The organism is Nonomuraea sp. WAC 01424, assembly GCF_003947315.1.
Classification (GTDB): domain Bacteria; phylum Actinomycetota; class Actinomycetes; order Streptosporangiales; family Streptosporangiaceae; genus Nonomuraea; species Nonomuraea spiralis.
This window is the reverse complement of the sequence record NZ_QHHZ01000012.1, coordinates 267,864-282,760: the sequence shown is the minus strand read 5'-3', so window position 1 is coordinate 282,760 and position 14,897 is coordinate 267,864. Positions and strand designations below refer to the sequence as shown.

Below are 14,897 nucleotides of genomic sequence, written 5' to 3'. Positions count from 1 at the left end.
AATTCTCGCCGCGCGTACACCTCCGAGGAGCCTCCGCATGAACGCGAGAAGATGGGCCGCCGGCTGCGCGGCGCTGACCACGGGGGTGGTGCTGCTGACCGCCCCGGCCGCCTCCGCCGCCCCCACGGGCTGTACGTACCAACTCAACACGGGCGAGCGCTGGGCCACGAGCTACTGCCCGAGCGGCACCGGCGAGCACCGCATCCACGTGATCCAGCGCCACTTCCTGCCCGAGGTCGGCCTGATCGCGATCGAGGGGCCGTGGGTGCCGGCCGGGCAGACCTCCTACACCGGTATCACGGCGCACACCACCGTGAGCGTCTGGGTGGACACCCGCGGATGAACACCAACGGATACGGCGGCTTCCGCCGCCACCTGCCCCACGCCAACTAGGCGCCCGGCCCACCCGGCCACGCGCCTCGGCCCGCGGTCCCGTACGAGCGCGCGGTCAGCGGCGGACGTCGATCTCGTAGGAGTAGCGGTCGCCGCGGTAGATCGACTTGGCCGCCTCCACCGCCCTCCCCCGCTGGTCGTAGGCCACCCGCTCGACCAGCAGCGCCGGGGACAGCGGGGCCGCGCCCAGCAGCCCGGCCTCCTCGGGCTCCAGCACCGTGGCCCTGATCGACTGCTCGGCCCGCTCCAGCCTGATCCGGTACGCGCCCGCCAGCACCTCGTACAACGACCCGCCGAGCGGCCGGTCGAGCAGTCCGGGCACGAGCGCGGCCGGCACGTGCGCCCGTTCCAGGCACATCGGCGAACCGTCGGCCGTCCGCACCCGGCACAGCCGTACGACGGCGTCGGCGGGGCTGATCCCGAGCGCCTGCCCGACGCGGGCCCCCGCGGGCACCTCGGCCGCCTCCAGCAGCCGTGACCCCGGCTCCAGCCCCCTGCCCCGCATGTCCTCGCTGAACGACGTCAGCTCGATCGTCTTGGCGATGCTCCGATGGGCGACGAACGTGCCCGCGCCCTGCACCCGGTAGACCCGCTGGTCGGTCTCCAGCCGGTCGACCGCCCTGCGCACGGTCAGCCGGCTCACCCCGAACTCCTCGGCGAGCTCGCGCTCGGCGGGCAGCCGCTCGCCCGGCCGCAACTCGGTCTCGATGAGCGTGAGCAGGTGGTCTCTGAGCCGGCCGATCTTCGTCACGGGGGTCGTCCTCGGTCAGGGGTGCGCTCTTGACGCTCCGATCGTAATTGGGCTATACCAATCGGGCAACCTGGAGGCGGACCGCTGCCTCGCTACCTCGCTGTCGACAGATTGGGCTGTACCAGATGGATGTGGTGACCGCGATCGAAGGCGGGCTGGTGGTGAGCTGCCAGGCGCCCGAGGGCCATCCGCTGCGCGACCCGCGTGCCATCGTGCTCCTCGCCCGGTGCGCCGAGCTGGGCGGCGCGGCCGGACTGCGGGTGAACGGGCCCGAGGACGTCCGCGCGGTCAAGGCCGTCACCGACCTGCCGCTCATCGGCCTGGCCAAGGTGCCCCGGCCGCACGCCCGGCCCCTCATCACGCCCTCCTTCGCGCTGTGCGAGGAGCTGGTGCGGGCCGGGGCCGACCTGGTCGCCCTGGAGGTCACGGCGGAGGCCGAACCTTCGGCGGGCGACCTGCCGGGGCTGGTCGAGCGGGTACGCCGGGAGCTGGGGGTGCCGGTCATGGCCGACGTCTCGACGGCGGAGGAGGGGGTGCGGGCCTGGGAACGCGGCGCGGCGCTGGTCTCGACCACCCTGTCGGGCTACACCCCGTACACCCTTGCCTCCGGTCCCGAGCCCGACCTCGGCCTCGTCGGGGAGCTCGCCGCCCTGGGGATCCGTACGGTCGCCGAGGGGCGGCTGCGTACGCCGGGACACGTGGCGGAGGCGTTCGCGCAAGGGGCCTGGTCCGTGGTGATCGGCGGCGCGATCACCGACCCGCTCGCCATCACCCGCCACCTCACCGCGGCCACCCCGGCCGGAAGCCGCCGATGACGTCCCGGGCGTACGCGGGCGGCGGCGTCCGGGCCGTACTCGGCATCGACATAGGCGGCACCAAAACCGCCGCCGCCCTGATCCAAACCACACAGCCCCAAGCCCCCACACCCCCGGAACCCGCTACCCCAGGATCCACGACCTCGGGCTCCACCGCTTCCCCAACCACCGCGCCCCCGGGATCTCCTTCCTCAGGGTTCCCCGGGGCGGAGGTGTGTTTTTTCGCTCGGGTCCGGACGCCTGCCGAAGGGGGTGCGGCGGCGGTGCTGGCCGCCGCGCTGGACCTGGCCGCCGACCGGCTCGCCCAGGCCCGCGCCGCCGGGATGGACGTCGTCGCCTGCGGCGTGGGCAGCGCGGGAACGGTCGACGCGAAGGGCGTGGTCACGCACGCCACCGACGCCCTGCCCGGCTGGCGGGGCACCGACCTGGCCACCGCCTTCGCCGACCGGCTCGGCCTGCCGGTGACGGTGCTCAACGACGTACACGCCTGGGGGCTCGGGGAGGCCCGGCACGGCGCGGCCAAGGGCAGCCGCCTGGCCCTCGTCCTCACGATCGGCACCGGCGTCGGCGGCGCACTCGTACGGGACGGCGAACTGCTTCGAGGCCGCCACGGCATGGCAGGCTCCCTCGGCCACACCCCGGCCCTCTTCCCCACCACTCACGCAACCACCGGCCCGAGCACCGGCACCGATGTCGACACGGCTCGCCCGTGTCCGTGCGGGGCGGCCGGTCACCTGGAGGCGTACGCGGCGGGCCCGGCGATCCTGGCCGCCTACCGCGCCCGCGGCGGCACCGCCGCCGACCTGCGCGACCTGGCCGGAACCACCGACCCCGTGGCCCGCCAGGTGATCCACGAGGCCGCGGGCTTCCTGGGCAGGTCGATCGCCGCCGCCGCCACCCTCCTGGACCCCGACGTGATCGTCCTGGGCGGCGGCGTCACCGGCCTCGGCGACCTCCTGACCGTCCCGTTGACCGAGGCCGTCCGCCGGCACACGCCCCCCGGCCTCGGCCCGATCCCGGTCAGGCTCAGCACGCTCGGCCCTCACGGGGCGGTGCTGGGCGCCGCCTCGGCCGCCCTCACCCCGTGACGTCCCACCGGGCCGGAAGGCGCAGCCAAAGGTCGGGCGGTCCGAGCACGGGCCGGGCGTCGGTCAGCCGCAACCCCGCGTACGCGCAGGCGTAGGCGACCGCCTCCTCCTGGTACAGGAAGGCGGCCAGCACCTCGCCGGCCGAGCTGTCCGGCGACACCCGGCCGCCGCCCGGACGCGCGTCCCACTCCTCGATCACGCCGTCCCGCGAGCTGGAGCCCCGGTCGCCGCTCGTCGGGTCGGCGACCAGCGCGTAGCAGACGGTCCCCGCCGAGAGGCGGTTGATCACGTCGGCGCCCGCCACCTCGAACCCGTCGCGCCGGCTGACCACGCACCCGCCCGGCACGTCGGTGGCCCCCACCAGGCCCACCTCCTCGCCCGGGTACGGCCCGTCGAGGACCCCGTCGATCCCGGCCCCCTCGGCGACGGCCGCCCCCAGCCGCCGCGCGGCCTCCGCCGCGGTGATGCCCGCGACGCACGCCAGCCCCAGCCCTTCGTACGTGAAGTCGCCCAGGGCCTCGATCAGCCGCTCGGCCTCCAGCACGGCCGCGTTCTCCGCCTCCGACAGCGTGGGCTTGTCCCGGGGGAAGGGGAAGAACAGGCCGGGATTGGGCCCGGCCAGGCTGAGCCGCCCTGGCGACCAGCCGCCCGTCATCGGCCGCCACGGGTCGGCCCCGGCCGCGGCCAGGGCGAGCGCGTTGTCCCTGCGGTTGGCGAACACGGCCTGCCAGAGCGCGCTGCGCCCTTCGTGGACGGCGTCCACGTCGCCGACGCGGCGGGCCAGCTCGGCGATCACCTCGGGCGAGCCGTACTCGGCCGCGAGGTGCAGCGGCGGCCCCTGATGCCACAGGTCCGCATGCGGGTCGGCGCCGGAGACGAGCCGGGCGCGGATCTCGCCCAGGTCGGACCAGTCATTCCAGCCCAGCCCCACCCATCCGGCTTCCTTGGTGACAACCACGGCACTCCCCCAGAGGCAGTTCTCGAACACCAGTACGAGCATACCGTGATCCCCGTGGGCCGCTCCACAACTCCGGCCGCTGCCGGAGGGGCCTCGACCGGCGACCCGACAAACCCTAGACGTAGGGTCGCCGCACCTCGACCAGGAGTGACATAACCGTTCCCTCCCGGAGGTACACCTCTGTCTACCCAAGCGCGTCTCCTCCCGTCCGGATTCCGCGTGCAGCTCCTGGAGGTGGACACCCCGGAGCGCGGGCAGTGCTGGTTCAAGGCGTCGGCGGCCCGTACGGCGGCGCTCCTGCCGCCCGGGACGACGGCGTACCTGCTCGCCGACAGGACGCCGAAGGACCGCTACGGCCGCCGGCTCTTCTACGTGTGGAACGCCAAGGGCTTGCACGTCAACCGCAACCTGGTCCGCTACGGCTACGGCAAGGCCGTCCTGGTCAAGCCGGACGACAAATACATCGCCGTCTTCAAGGCGGACGAGGCCAAGGCCAGAGCGGAACGGCTGCGGATCTGGTCCGGCAGGTGCGACACGACCGGCTCCACCCCGTCCCCGAGTCCGACCCCGCGCCCCACCAAGACCCCACAGCCCACCAAGACCCCGCGGCCGACGGCGACGCCGCGTCCCACCACGAGCCAGCGGCCCACGCCGACGCCCACCACGAGCGCCCCGCCGTCCGGCACCGACCCGCGTTTCCGTACCTGCGCCGAGGCGAACGCCGCCGGCTACGGCCCGTACCGCCGCGGCGTCGACCCCGAGTACGCCTGGTACCAGGACCGCGACGGCGACGGAATCGTCTGCGAACGATGACCACCCCGGCCGGACGGAGCCCGCCCGCGCCTCCCGCCCGCGCCTGCGCCGGACGACAGAACCCGGAGGGTGACAGCGACCCGCCGGGGTGCGTTGACGTGGTAGCGGGTGTCCGGCGGGTTCGAGCTGCCAGAAGGCTGTGGCAGCATGGCAGCGCGGATGGTCCGGCCCCTTGGTCACGTCGGGTCGCCTCGGTCCGATGGACGCCGTCCCCCCGGCGGTTGATGTCGTCGACACAGCTCACGGGCGGCGAGATCGTCCTGCCCGCCGCCCCCCGGTCCCGGCCGGACCGCGGGCCGGTCCGCGCCCGGCCCCTTGGTGCCGCGCGGGCCGGGCTGTCGTCGTCGTCAGAGCCTCTGTCCGCCGCGCCTCCAGGTCATGGGCGCGCTCCACCGGCGTCCGGCGGGCTGGACCGACACGGACCGAAGGTCCACTCGTGGTGAAAGGCGGGTCAGGTGGATGTGAACCTCGCGGAGCTGCGCGCCCGGGTCGACGGCTCCCCGATGTCACGTGCCCAGTGGTCGGCTGTCGCCGTGTGCGTGCTGCTCAACGTGGTGGACGGCTTCGACATCATGGTCATGTCCTTCACGGCCGCCGCGGTGTCGCAGGAGTGGTCGTTGTCGAGCTCACAGCTCGGCCTGCTGCTGACCGGCGGCCTGGCCGGGATGGCGGCGGGCTCGTTGCTGCTGGCCCCGCTGGCCGACCGCGTCGGGCGCCGGACGCTCATCCTGGCCTGTCTCGTGCTCGCCGCCGCCGGGATGCTGGGCTCGGCGCTGAGCCGGGACGGCGGCCAGCTCGGCCTGCTGCGCGTGCTCACCGGCCTCGGCACCGGCGGCATCCTGGCCGCCGGCAACGTCATCACCGCCGAGTACGCCAACAGCCGCTGGCGGGGCCTGGCCGTCAGCCTGAACGTGACCGGCTACGCCGTCGGCGCCGGCGCGGGCGGCGTCCTCGCGGCGGCGCTGCAGGGCGGGAGCGGCTGGCGGTCGGTGTTCGCCTTCGGCGGCGTCGCCACGGCCCTGCTGGTCGGCGCGGTGTCGTGGCGGCTTCCCGAGTCCCTTGACTTCCTGCTCACCCGCCGTCCGCCGCACGCCCTGGACCGTCTCAACGGGCTGCTGCGCGCGATGGGCCGGCCGCGCCTGGAGTCCCTGCCCGGCGCTCCCGCCAGGCGGGCGTCACGGATCCGGCTGCTCCTCACCCCGCGGCTGCGCCGTACCACGCTGCTGATCTGGACCGGTTTTCTCGTCGCCATGTCCACGTTCTACTTCGTCTCCAGCTGGACACCGAAGCTGCTGGTGGAGGCGGGCCTGACGGCCGAGCAGGGCATCGTCTGGGGGGTGGCGCTCAACCTCGGCGGCGTCGCCGGCACCCTGCTGCTGGGCCTGCTGGCCGCCCGGTTCGGGATCAGGCGCCTGCTGATGGTCTACACCCTCGCCGCGGCCGTGCCGCTCGCCGCGTTCATCCCGGTCGTCTCCCTGTACGGGCTGTCGCTCGCGCTGGGCGTGCTGATCGGCGTGTTCGTCAACGGCTGTGTCGCCGCCCTGTACACCCTCGCCCTGTCCGCCTATCCGCCCGAGGTCCGCGCGACCGGCCTGGGCTGGGGCGTCGGCGCCGGCCGTATCGGCTCGCTGGCCTCGCCGCTGCTGGCCGGCGGGCTGCTCGACGCGGGCTGGGACGTGGCGCGGCTCTACCTGGCGGTGGCGGCCGTGTTCACGGCCGGCGGCCTGCTGGCGGCGCGGGCGGCCCGTCTCCCGTCCGGCGCGCCGCGCTCGCCTCGCGCGCTGCCACGCCGCTGACCTGCGTTCATATCGAAGTCTGAATGACAGAGGAACCCATCACAATATTGGACATATAGCCGCTGCCCGTGGTCTTCTGATCGCCGCCGAGAACGATCAGGATGAAGACCAGGGGGCTGACATGAAGCACGTTCGTCACGGCCGGCCAGGCTGGGGAGGCTCCATGGCGGCGATCGCCACCGCGCTCGCGGCCGTCGCCGCTTTGGGCGCACCCGCGGGAGCCGAGGCGCGCCCCGCGTCCGCCGCGCGCCCTGTCTCCGGTACGGCCGAGGTCAAGGAGCAACTGCGCGCACTCGAAGTCTCCTACCGGGGACGCATCGGGGCCTACGCGATCGACACGGGCACCGGCAAGACCCTCTCCTACCGGGGCGGCGAGCTTTTCCCCAGCCGCTCCACCTTCAAGGCCATCTTGTGCGGCGCCATCCTGACCAAGGCCCGCACCACCGACCCCGGCCTGCTCCAGCGCACGCTGCACTGGACCGCGCAGGAGGTGGTCGCGAACTCGCCGATCAGCGAACTGCCGGAGAACGTGAAGAACGGCATGACCGTCGATCGCCTGTGCCACGCCGCGATCACGGTCAGCGACAACACCGCGGGCAACGTACTGCTCAAGCAGATCGGCGGGCCCGCGGGCCTGACCCGCTACTACCGCTCGCTCGGCGACCCCGTAGGACGGCTCGACCGCTGGGAGCCGGAGCTCAACGACTGGAAGCCGGGCGAGAAGCGCGACACCGTCAAGCCGGCGTTCATGGCCCGCAGCCTGAGCAAGCTCACCGTCGGCGACACCCTGGAGCCCAAGGACCGGCAGCGGCTCAACGAATGGCTGCGGGCCAGCACCACCGGCCCCGAGCGCATCCGCAAGGGGCTCCCGTCCACCTGGACCGTGGGCGACAAGACCGGCGGGGCCGCAGGGGCGTACGCACCGGGCAGCGACATCGCCGTCGCCTGGCCGCCCACCGGCGCCCCGCTGATCATCGCCGTCTACACCAACCGCGACGACCCGGCCGCGACCATGGACGACAGCGTGATCGCCAAGACGGCGACCTTCCTGGCCCGCGGCCTGGGCCGCCTGTAGTGGGCGTACGCGCCTGAAGCACCGCGGCGGTCGACAGGCGTGCGGTGAGCGCGCCGCCCCAGGTGTGCGGGCGGCGCGGAGACGGCCACCGGGCCCTCTGGGCGTGGGCGCAGAGGGCCACAGGGCCCCTGGGGCCGGCCCCTCAGGGAGGTGTCCCCGGAGGAGGGGTCAGAAGTAGCGGGAGGTCAGGTCCGTTGTGGGCCAGGAGGTTACGGTGACCTTGTTCATGTCGTCGTCGATCGTGTCGAAGTCGAGCGACCCCGTCTCCTCCCGCCGGTTGAACACGACCGCGTAGCTGAAGCCGTTCTGCAGCCGGGCCAGGTACGAGAACGTGCCGGGCATCGAGCCGTCGTGCCAGGTGTTGAGGTGGCCGGTGACCTGGCGCACCCACCAGCCGCCGCCGTACCAGGAGCCGTACTGGTTGACGCCGATCTCCGGCTTGGCGAACAGCTTGGCGATGGAGGCCGAGCTCAGCACCGTGCCGGGCCGGTCGAAGGCGAGGGTCCAGCGGACGAGGTCGACGGCGGAGGCCAGCCAGCCGCCGTTGGCGTCCTGGTTGGGCATGTTGAAGCCGCCGTACGGGTAGGGCACGACCGTCCCGGAGGTGTCCACCACGGACTTGTTCGTGTACTGCGACTCGTAGCCGACCTCGCCCGGCGCGGCCTCGCTCTTGAGGCTCCGGCCGAGCCGCATGCGGGTGATGCCGAGCGGCTGGAGCAGCTTGGTCCGGATGTACGACTCGTACGACATCCCGGAGACCTTCTCGATGATGCGCCCCAGCAGCAGGTAGCCGTAGTTGCTGTAGACCATCTTGGCGCCGGGGGCGAAGTCGAGCTGCCGGGCGGTGGCGTACTTGATGATATCGGCGTGGCGGATCGGCAGCGGCACGTCGAGCGCGGCCGAGATGGTGTGGTCCAGCCAGAGCTGGTCCTTGGAGACGTCGCGGTCCCAGCCGCCGAGGTGCTGCATGAGCCGCAGTACGGTGACCTGCCCCATGCGGGCGTCGGCGGGGGTGAGCCCGAGGAGCTGGGTGACCTTGGCCGACAGGCTGAGCTTGCCGTCCTGCACCAGGCGCATGATCGCGGCGGAGGTGATGTTCTTGCTCAGGCTCGCGACCCGGAACAACGACGTCGGCGACACCGTGGGCAGGGCCCTGGAGAAGTCGTTGTAGCGGTAGCCACGGGCCAGGACGATCTTGCCGCTTTTCATGATGGCGAGCTGCGCGGCCGTGATCTTTCGGTCCAGCACGAACTTTCGCACCAGCTTGTCGAACCCGGCCAGCGAGGCGGGCGGCCCGGCGGACACCTCCACCCCCGGCACGGGCGCCGCCGCCCGCGCCGCCGTTCCGGGCGCCAGGACCGCGGCCGGTACCGCGATCGCACTCGCCTTGAGCAGGTCTCTCCGGGAAAGCAGCGTCACGTCAGGCTCCCAAGTCACATCCGTACCGTAGAGCCACGTATCTTACGGATGTTTCGGTCATCCTTGACAAGAACCTGCCAGATCGACCCCCGCTCGGGGCGGACACGATGACGGCTGGTCGCCGGGTGGATCGGCGCTCCACAAGCCGGCCGAAAACAGGTTGAATACTATTCATCGCGTCGAGACAAATATGACCGAGCAGTGAGGCGTCATGACTCGGTCCTCCACAATTTGCCATAACTCAGCTAGCATCATGAATCACTCGGATTTTTCCGGCGGGTGCGGGGTGTTCCAGGTTGACCTACCAGGTGGAGGACCTAGCTGGAGAGTGGCCCGCTACTCTCAATGTCCCCGAAATGCTGCGAAACGGATGGCGTCCTCATCCCTTCCGGCAATACCTCCTTAAAGTGCACAGTCGTTGCAACCTCGCGTGCGACTACTGCTACGTCTACACCCTCGCCGACCAGAGCTGGCGCTCGCGGCCCATGGTCATGACCCCCGAACTCGTCGCGATCGCCGCCGAGCGCATCGCCGAGCACGCCGCCGCCCACGACGTACACTCCGTCAAACTGATCCTGCACGGCGGCGAACCCCTGCTCGCCGGCCACGCCTACCTGCGCGAGATCGTGGAGACCGTACGCGGCAAGGCGGGCCCCGACCTGCGCGTCGACGCGGCGGTGCAGACCAACGCGGTGCTCCTGAACGAGGACACGCTGCGCTCCTTCAGCGACCTCGACCTGACAGTGGGGGTGAGCCTCGACGGCAGCCGGCGCGCCAACGACCGCAACCGGCGCTTCGCCAACGGCCGCAGCAGCTACGACCTCGTCTCCGACGCGCTCGGCCTGCTGCTGACCCCGGAGTTCCGGCACCTGTACAACGGCCTGCTCTGCACGGTGGACCTGGCCAATGACCCGATCGAGACTTATGAGTCCCTGCTGCAATTCCGGCCCCCCGCGATTGATTTCCTGATCCCGCACGGCACCTGGGAATCGCCGCCGCCCGGCCGCTTTCCGGACTCACCGAAAACCCCGTACGCCGACTGGCTGACCGCCATTTTCGACCGCTGGTACGGGCAGAGCGGCGAAACCGTCGTACGCCTTTTCCAGGAGATCATGAATGTGCTGATGGGCGGTTCGTCGGCCAGCGAGGCCATCGGGCTGACACCGTCCACCGTGGTCGTGATCGAGACCGACGGGACGATCGAGCAGACCGACTCCTTGAAGGTGGTCGGGCAGGGCGCCCCGGGCACCGGGCTGAACATCGTCGACCACCCCTTCGACGCCGCCCTTGAGTACCCCGGGATGGTGGCCAGGCAACTCGGCTGGGACGCCCTGGACGACACCTGCAAGGCGTGCAGGTTCGGCCGGGTGTGCGGCGCCGGCCTCTACCCGCACCGCTACCGGCCGGGCAGCGGCTTCCGCAACCCCTCGGTCTACTGCCCCGACCTCTACCGGCTGATCGAGCACATCCATTCCCGCCTCGTCAGCGATCTCCGCCGGGCCACCCGCTGAAAGGACCGCGCATGCCCCCCAGGCACCACCGGATACCCGACGACGTGCTGACCCGGCTCGCCGCCGGGGGCGGCGGCGCCGAGGCCGCGCGTCACCTCGCCGCCGCCGAGTGGAGCAAACGCCGGTTGCTCGTGCTGCGCCTGGCGCGGCTGGCCGCCGACTCCGGCCACCCGCACGCCGAAGCCGCCGACCACGCCTACGACGTGCTCGCCGAGGTGGAGAAGAAGCGGCCCGACGCCGTACGGACCGCGCTCGGGCACCCGGCGGTGGGCGCGTGGGCGGCGCAGACGGTGGGCGCGCTGGAACAGGGCCGGACGCCCGCGCTCGGCCCCGGGCACCTGGGCGCGGTGGCGGCCGTCGCGGCACTCAAGGCGGGCATGCCCTGCCGGACCGAGGCCCCGGCGCCCGGCGGCGACCTCGCACTGCCCGCGCTCGGCCGGCTCTCGCTCCCCGGCCCGGACGTGCCCGACCTCGTCGAGGTGCCCGTCCACGCCGACGGCCGGATGACGGCGGGCGGCGTACGGCTGCGGCCCGGCCAGGGCGAGCACCCCGGCTGGCGGCCCCTCCACCGGCTGGCCACGGCGGACGGCCGCCTGAGCCTCCTGGTGGACGACCTCCACCCCTTCCGCTGGACCCCCTCGACCCTGATCGAGGGACGACTGCCCGAACCCGAGCTGCCCCGCTGGCAGGAGTGCCTGGACTCGGCCTGGCAGACGTTGCGGCGGCACCACTGGACGATCGCGGACGAGACCCGCGAGCTCGTCTCCGTGCTCACCCCCGTCCAGGGGCCGGCTCAGGGGATGAACAGCGCGTCGGCGGCCGACCGGTTCGGCACGGTCGCCATGTCGACGCCTCCCGACGGCCGCTGGCTGGCCTCCACCTTCGCCCACGAGGTCCAGCACGCCAAGCTCGGCGCGATCCTGGACGTCCTGCGGCTGCTGGAACCGGACGACGTCGTCCACTACGCGCCGTGGCGGCCCGACCCCCGCCCCCTGTCGGGCCTCGTCCAGGGCGCGTACGCCTACCTCGGCGTGTCCGGCTTCTGGCGGCGGCAGCGCGAGCACGAGAGCGACCTGCGCCCGCACATCGAGTTCGCCCGCTGGCGGGAGTCCGCGTACGCGGTGACCGGCACGCTGCTGGACAGCGGCCGGCTGACCGACATCGGCGAGCGGTTCGTCTCCGGGATGCGGGCCACCCTGGCGGCCTGGCTGGCCGAGCCGGTGCCTCCCGCCGCGCTCGACGAGGCGAGGCGGGAGGCGGAGGCTCATCTGGACGCGTGGCGGGCACGCAATCCGGGCTTCTCACCCGACGGCGGCACGATCACAGCGTGAACGGGTCGAAGTCCCAGTTGAACCGCTCGCCCCTGGCCGCGACCACCCGCTCCGGGTGGTTCGGCGGGAGGAGCCGCTCGTATCCGGCCATCGTCCTGTCGTACAGGGCCTTGCCTTCCGACTCGTCGCCGGTGGCGCGCATGTCGATCGACAGGTTGATCGCGCCGGCCAGCGACAACAGGTTGTCCGGCCCGTAGAAACTGCGGATCTGCTCCAGCACCTGCTCGTCCAGCTCGCGCGCCGCGACCGCGTCGCCGAGTGCCGCGTGGTCGCTGGCCAGGTTGATCGTGCTGCTGCAGGTGTAGAGGTGGGTGGGGCCGAGCTTGTCCATGAGCCCGGCGCGCGCCGCCGAGTCCAGCTCGCTCGCCTTGCGCGCGTCGCCGCGCAGGCGGTGGAGCAGCGCCAGGTTGATCATGCAGCCGTACGTGAAGGGGTGCTGGTCGCCGAACGCGTGCTGGTACAGGGGCAGCGCCTTGCGGGCCAGTTCCATGGCCTCGTCGGGGAGGTCCGCCTGGCGGAGGGTGTTGCTCAGCGCGACCGCGGCGGCCATCGTCTCCGGGCTCTCGTAACCGTAGAGCTTCAGCAGCCGGTCGTGGGTCTCCCGGATGAGTTCGAGCGCTCCTTCGAGGTCGCCCACCCGGCGCCGGGCGATGGCGAGGTCTCTGGCGGTCATCAGGGTGAGCGGGTGCTCGATCTGCAACTGCCTGATGCCGTGGGCGTACGCCTCCTCCCCCACGTCACGGGCACGGGCGTGGTCGCCGACCAGCCGCGCCACGCGGGCCAGGCCGTTCCAGGCCATCTGCTCGTCCCAGGTGCTGACACCCTGACGCGCGCTGCTCTGCTCGATGAAGGCGAGTTGCTGGAGTTCGAGGGCGGTGTCGTACTGGCTGAGCAGCGCGTGGTCGAGCGCGAGATTGTTGATCGCGCGCAGGGTGGCCGGGTCGAGCGGCCCGAACACCCGCTCGTGCGCCTCAAGGGACGCCTCGTCCTGCTGGTACGCCTCGCGGAACATGCCCTGGGCGCGCAGGTTGGCGCCGTAGGTGAGGGACATGCGCAGCGTCTCCTCATGGTCGGGGCCGAACGTCTCCCGCATGAGGTCGAGTGTGCGCTCGTTCAGCTCGCGCGAGTCGTTGTAGGCGCCCATCTGCCACAGGACGTTGCCGAGATGCCTGCGCAGGCGCAGCACGTTGGCGCTGTTCGGGCCGCTGCTCACGGTCCACTGGGCGAGGAACTCCTCGGCGAGCGTCTTGGCGGAGGTGTAGTTGGCCACGCGGTAGAGGTAGCGGACCACGTCGATGCCGAACCGCTGGACGCCGTCGTCGGTGCTCAGGACGAGCCCGGACGGGCGGACGTGCGGCAGGAGGTTGCCGAAGTCGTCCCAGCTCGACGTGTTCTCCGGGTCGGCCGGGGCGCCGCTCGCCAGCAGCAGGTGCACCTCGCGGCGGATCTCGTCGCGTTCCGGCTCCTTGAGCGAGTCGCGCAGGAGCGCCTGGACCAGCCGGTGGACCTGCACGGTGCCCGCGTCCTGCTCGATCTTCACCAGGGCGAACCGGTTGAGCTCGGCGAACGCCTGGTTGAGCACCAGCGGGTTGGCCAGGATGGGCCCCATACGCTGGGCGCCGCTCTTGTTGCCGCGCCGGAACACCACGCGCGGGATCGGGTCGGGGCCGAAGAAGGCCAGGCAACGCAGCACCTCGGCGGCCTCGGGCAGCCGGTTCTCGATCTCGTGCACCGACAGCTGCCAGGCCGCCGTCATCGAGTGGGGGTATTCGGTGGACTTGCCCATGCCGAGCAGGGCGCGGGTCTGCCTGGTCAGCAGCTCGACGTACTCGTCGGTGGACATGCCGGTCATGACCTGGAGGGCGGCGCCCTGCTCCAGCGCCAGCGGGAGGTCGCCCAGCTCGCCGGCCAGGCGCTCGGCCTCCTGCTGGGCCACGTTGCGCTCCAGGCGCTTGCGCAGGAACGCCACGCTCTCGGCGGTGGAGAAGACGTCGACGGGGACGGTGTCGGCCACGCCGCTCCACCGGCTGTTCCTGGAGGTGATCAGCACGTGCCCCGGGCCGCCCTGGGGGATGAAGTCCTTGATCTCCTCCGGCTCGTCCGCGTTGTCGAAGACGAGCAGCCACCTGTCGATCGGGTCGCCACGCTGGAGCGCGTCGCGTACGGACGCCGCCGCCTCCTCGATGCCCGCGCTGCCCGCCGAAGGCAGCTTCAGCTCGTTCGTGAGCGCGGCCAGGGTGCTCGGCACCAGCATCGGCTGGTCGGCGGGCACCCACCAGACCAGGTCGTAGAAGCCGCGGTACTTCCACGTGTACTCGACCGCGAGCTGGGTCTTGCCCACGCCGCCGAGCCCCTGCAAAGCCTGGGGCAGAGGCACGACCGCGGCCTTCGTCGTGGTCGTGAGGCTCTCCCGCAGCTCCTCGAGGAGACTTTCGCGCCCGGTGAAATGCTTATTACGGCCTGGAATCTTCTTGCCCCAAATGGGGGGCATCCGGGGCGTCGCCTGAGTACTGGCCTGCTCGCTCACGTCGCCTCCGCTCTTCCTGCACGTTATTACCGATCCTACGATTGATTTCTGCCGAATGGAGACCAGACAATCGTAATCGAGACCCGATCGGGGCGTCCGGCGAAAGGGAGCCGTTTACGGGCGACCGTAAACCGGCAGAAGGAGGGTTTATGGGCGACGACCGCGGGACCGAGCTCATCGATGTCAGCGACGTGAACCTGGAGGACCTCAAGCGCCTGCAGAACCCGGCGCTCCTACGGGCACTGAAGGCGTGCACCGAGGGTGAAGGGCCGGTGGCGGGCTTCCAGTCCGTGATCTGATCCGCGGCGGTATTCAACCACGACCCCGGAAAACAGGCGGCGGCGGCGCGGGCGGAGTACGGTGGGGGTACTTCCCTTCGCGTTTATCGCCCGGCAACCGCATTTCCATCCCGCGACGAGA

Annotated in this window: 14 protein-coding genes; 9 read left to right on the top strand and 5 right to left on the bottom strand. The window is 71.9% G+C overall.

From position 1 onward, the window contains the following. Positions 1 to 37: 37 nt before the first annotated feature. On the top strand, positions 38 to 343 hold the full coding sequence (locus DMB42_RS31970; protein ID WP_125640006.1) for a hypothetical protein: 306 nt from the start codon (positions 38 to 40) through the stop codon (positions 341 to 343). 105 nt (positions 344 to 448) lie between these two features. Here the strand turns inward: DMB42_RS31970 and DMB42_RS31965 are convergent, their stop codons facing one another. Beyond that, complete coding sequence (locus DMB42_RS31965) at positions 449 to 1,144, bottom strand: GntR family transcriptional regulator (RefSeq protein WP_125640003.1); 696 nt, start codon at positions 1,142 to 1,144, stop codon at positions 449 to 451. Positions 1,145 to 1,269: 125 nt separating this feature from the next. Here DMB42_RS31965 and DMB42_RS31960 point away from each other — a divergent pair, with 125 nt between their 5' ends. Both DMB42_RS31960 and DMB42_RS31955 read left to right on the top strand, forming a co-directional pair. Then, positions 1,270 to 1,959, top strand: a complete 690-nt coding sequence (locus DMB42_RS31960) for an N-acetylmannosamine-6-phosphate 2-epimerase (RefSeq protein ID WP_125639999.1) — start codon at positions 1,270 to 1,272, stop codon at positions 1,957 to 1,959. A 263-nt stretch (positions 1,960 to 2,222) separates the two neighbouring features. Next, a complete protein-coding gene (locus DMB42_RS31955) occupies positions 2,223 to 3,047 on the top strand; it encodes an ROK family protein (RefSeq protein ID WP_125639996.1) in 825 nt (274 codons plus the stop codon). Here the strand turns inward: DMB42_RS31955 and DMB42_RS31950 are convergent. Next, the gene (locus DMB42_RS31950; RefSeq protein ID WP_260478065.1) at positions 3,037 to 4,047 is read right to left on the bottom strand and encodes an ankyrin repeat domain-containing protein; all 1,011 of its coding nucleotides are present in this window, start codon (positions 4,045 to 4,047) and stop codon (positions 3,037 to 3,039) included. The genes DMB42_RS31955 and DMB42_RS31950 overlap by 11 nt on opposite strands. A 177-nt stretch (positions 4,048 to 4,224) precedes the next feature. Here DMB42_RS31950 and DMB42_RS31945 point away from each other — a divergent pair, with 177 nt between their 5' ends. Next, positions 4,225 to 4,818: a thermonuclease family protein gene (locus DMB42_RS31945; RefSeq protein ID WP_221762442.1), complete on the top strand. Its 594-nt coding sequence runs from the start codon at positions 4,225 to 4,227 to the stop codon at positions 4,816 to 4,818. A gap of 455 nt (positions 4,819 to 5,273) precedes the next feature. Further along, entirely contained in the window at positions 5,274 to 6,614 is a 1,341-nt protein-coding gene (locus DMB42_RS31940; protein WP_221762441.1) for an MFS transporter, read from the top strand. Between the two features lie 7 nt (positions 6,615 to 6,621). Here the strand turns inward: DMB42_RS31940 and DMB42_RS55280 are convergent, their stop codons facing one another. Next, positions 6,622 to 6,753, bottom strand: coding sequence for a hypothetical protein (locus DMB42_RS55280; protein WP_260478064.1), 132 nt, complete (start codon positions 6,751 to 6,753; stop codon positions 6,622 to 6,624). 24 nt (positions 6,754 to 6,777) lie between these two features. Between DMB42_RS55280 and bla the strand changes: the two genes are divergently transcribed. Beyond that, positions 6,778 to 7,689 carry a class A beta-lactamase gene (gene bla / locus DMB42_RS31935; RefSeq protein ID WP_260478063.1) on the top strand — a complete coding sequence of 304 codons (912 nt, stop codon included), beginning with the start codon at positions 6,778 to 6,780 and terminating at the stop codon, positions 7,687 to 7,689. 168 nt (positions 7,690 to 7,857) lie between these two features. On the opposite strand, the gene DMB42_RS31930 is transcribed toward bla, so the two are convergent. Next, positions 7,858 to 9,108, bottom strand: a complete 1,251-nt coding sequence (locus tag DMB42_RS31930; RefSeq protein ID WP_125639990.1) for a serine hydrolase — start codon at positions 9,106 to 9,108, stop codon at positions 7,858 to 7,860. A gap of 356 nt (positions 9,109 to 9,464) precedes the next feature. Here DMB42_RS31930 and DMB42_RS31925 point away from each other — a divergent pair, with 356 nt between their 5' ends. Both DMB42_RS31925 and DMB42_RS31920 read left to right on the top strand, forming a co-directional pair. Beyond that, entirely contained in the window at positions 9,465 to 10,619 is a 1,155-nt protein-coding gene (locus DMB42_RS31925; RefSeq protein WP_125639987.1) for an FxsB family cyclophane-forming radical SAM/SPASM peptide maturase, read from the top strand. 11 nt (positions 10,620 to 10,630) lie between these two features. Continuing rightward, a complete protein-coding gene (locus DMB42_RS31920; RefSeq protein ID WP_125639984.1) occupies positions 10,631 to 11,950 on the top strand; it encodes an HEXXH motif domain-containing protein in 1,320 nt (439 codons plus the stop codon). Here DMB42_RS31920 and fxsT read toward each other — a convergent pair. Beyond that, positions 11,940 to 14,441, bottom strand: coding sequence for an FxSxx-COOH system tetratricopeptide repeat protein (gene fxsT, locus DMB42_RS31915; protein ID WP_125640287.1), 2,502 nt, complete (start codon positions 14,439 to 14,441; stop codon positions 11,940 to 11,942). The two genes, DMB42_RS31920 and fxsT, sit on opposite strands and share 11 nt — an antisense overlap. Before the next feature lie 185 nt (positions 14,442 to 14,626). Here fxsT and DMB42_RS53515 point away from each other — a divergent pair, with 185 nt between their 5' ends. Next, on the top strand, positions 14,627 to 14,776 hold the full coding sequence (locus DMB42_RS53515; RefSeq protein WP_185844959.1) for a hypothetical protein: 150 nt from the start codon (positions 14,627 to 14,629) through the stop codon (positions 14,774 to 14,776). Positions 14,777 to 14,897: the final 121 nt, after the last annotated feature.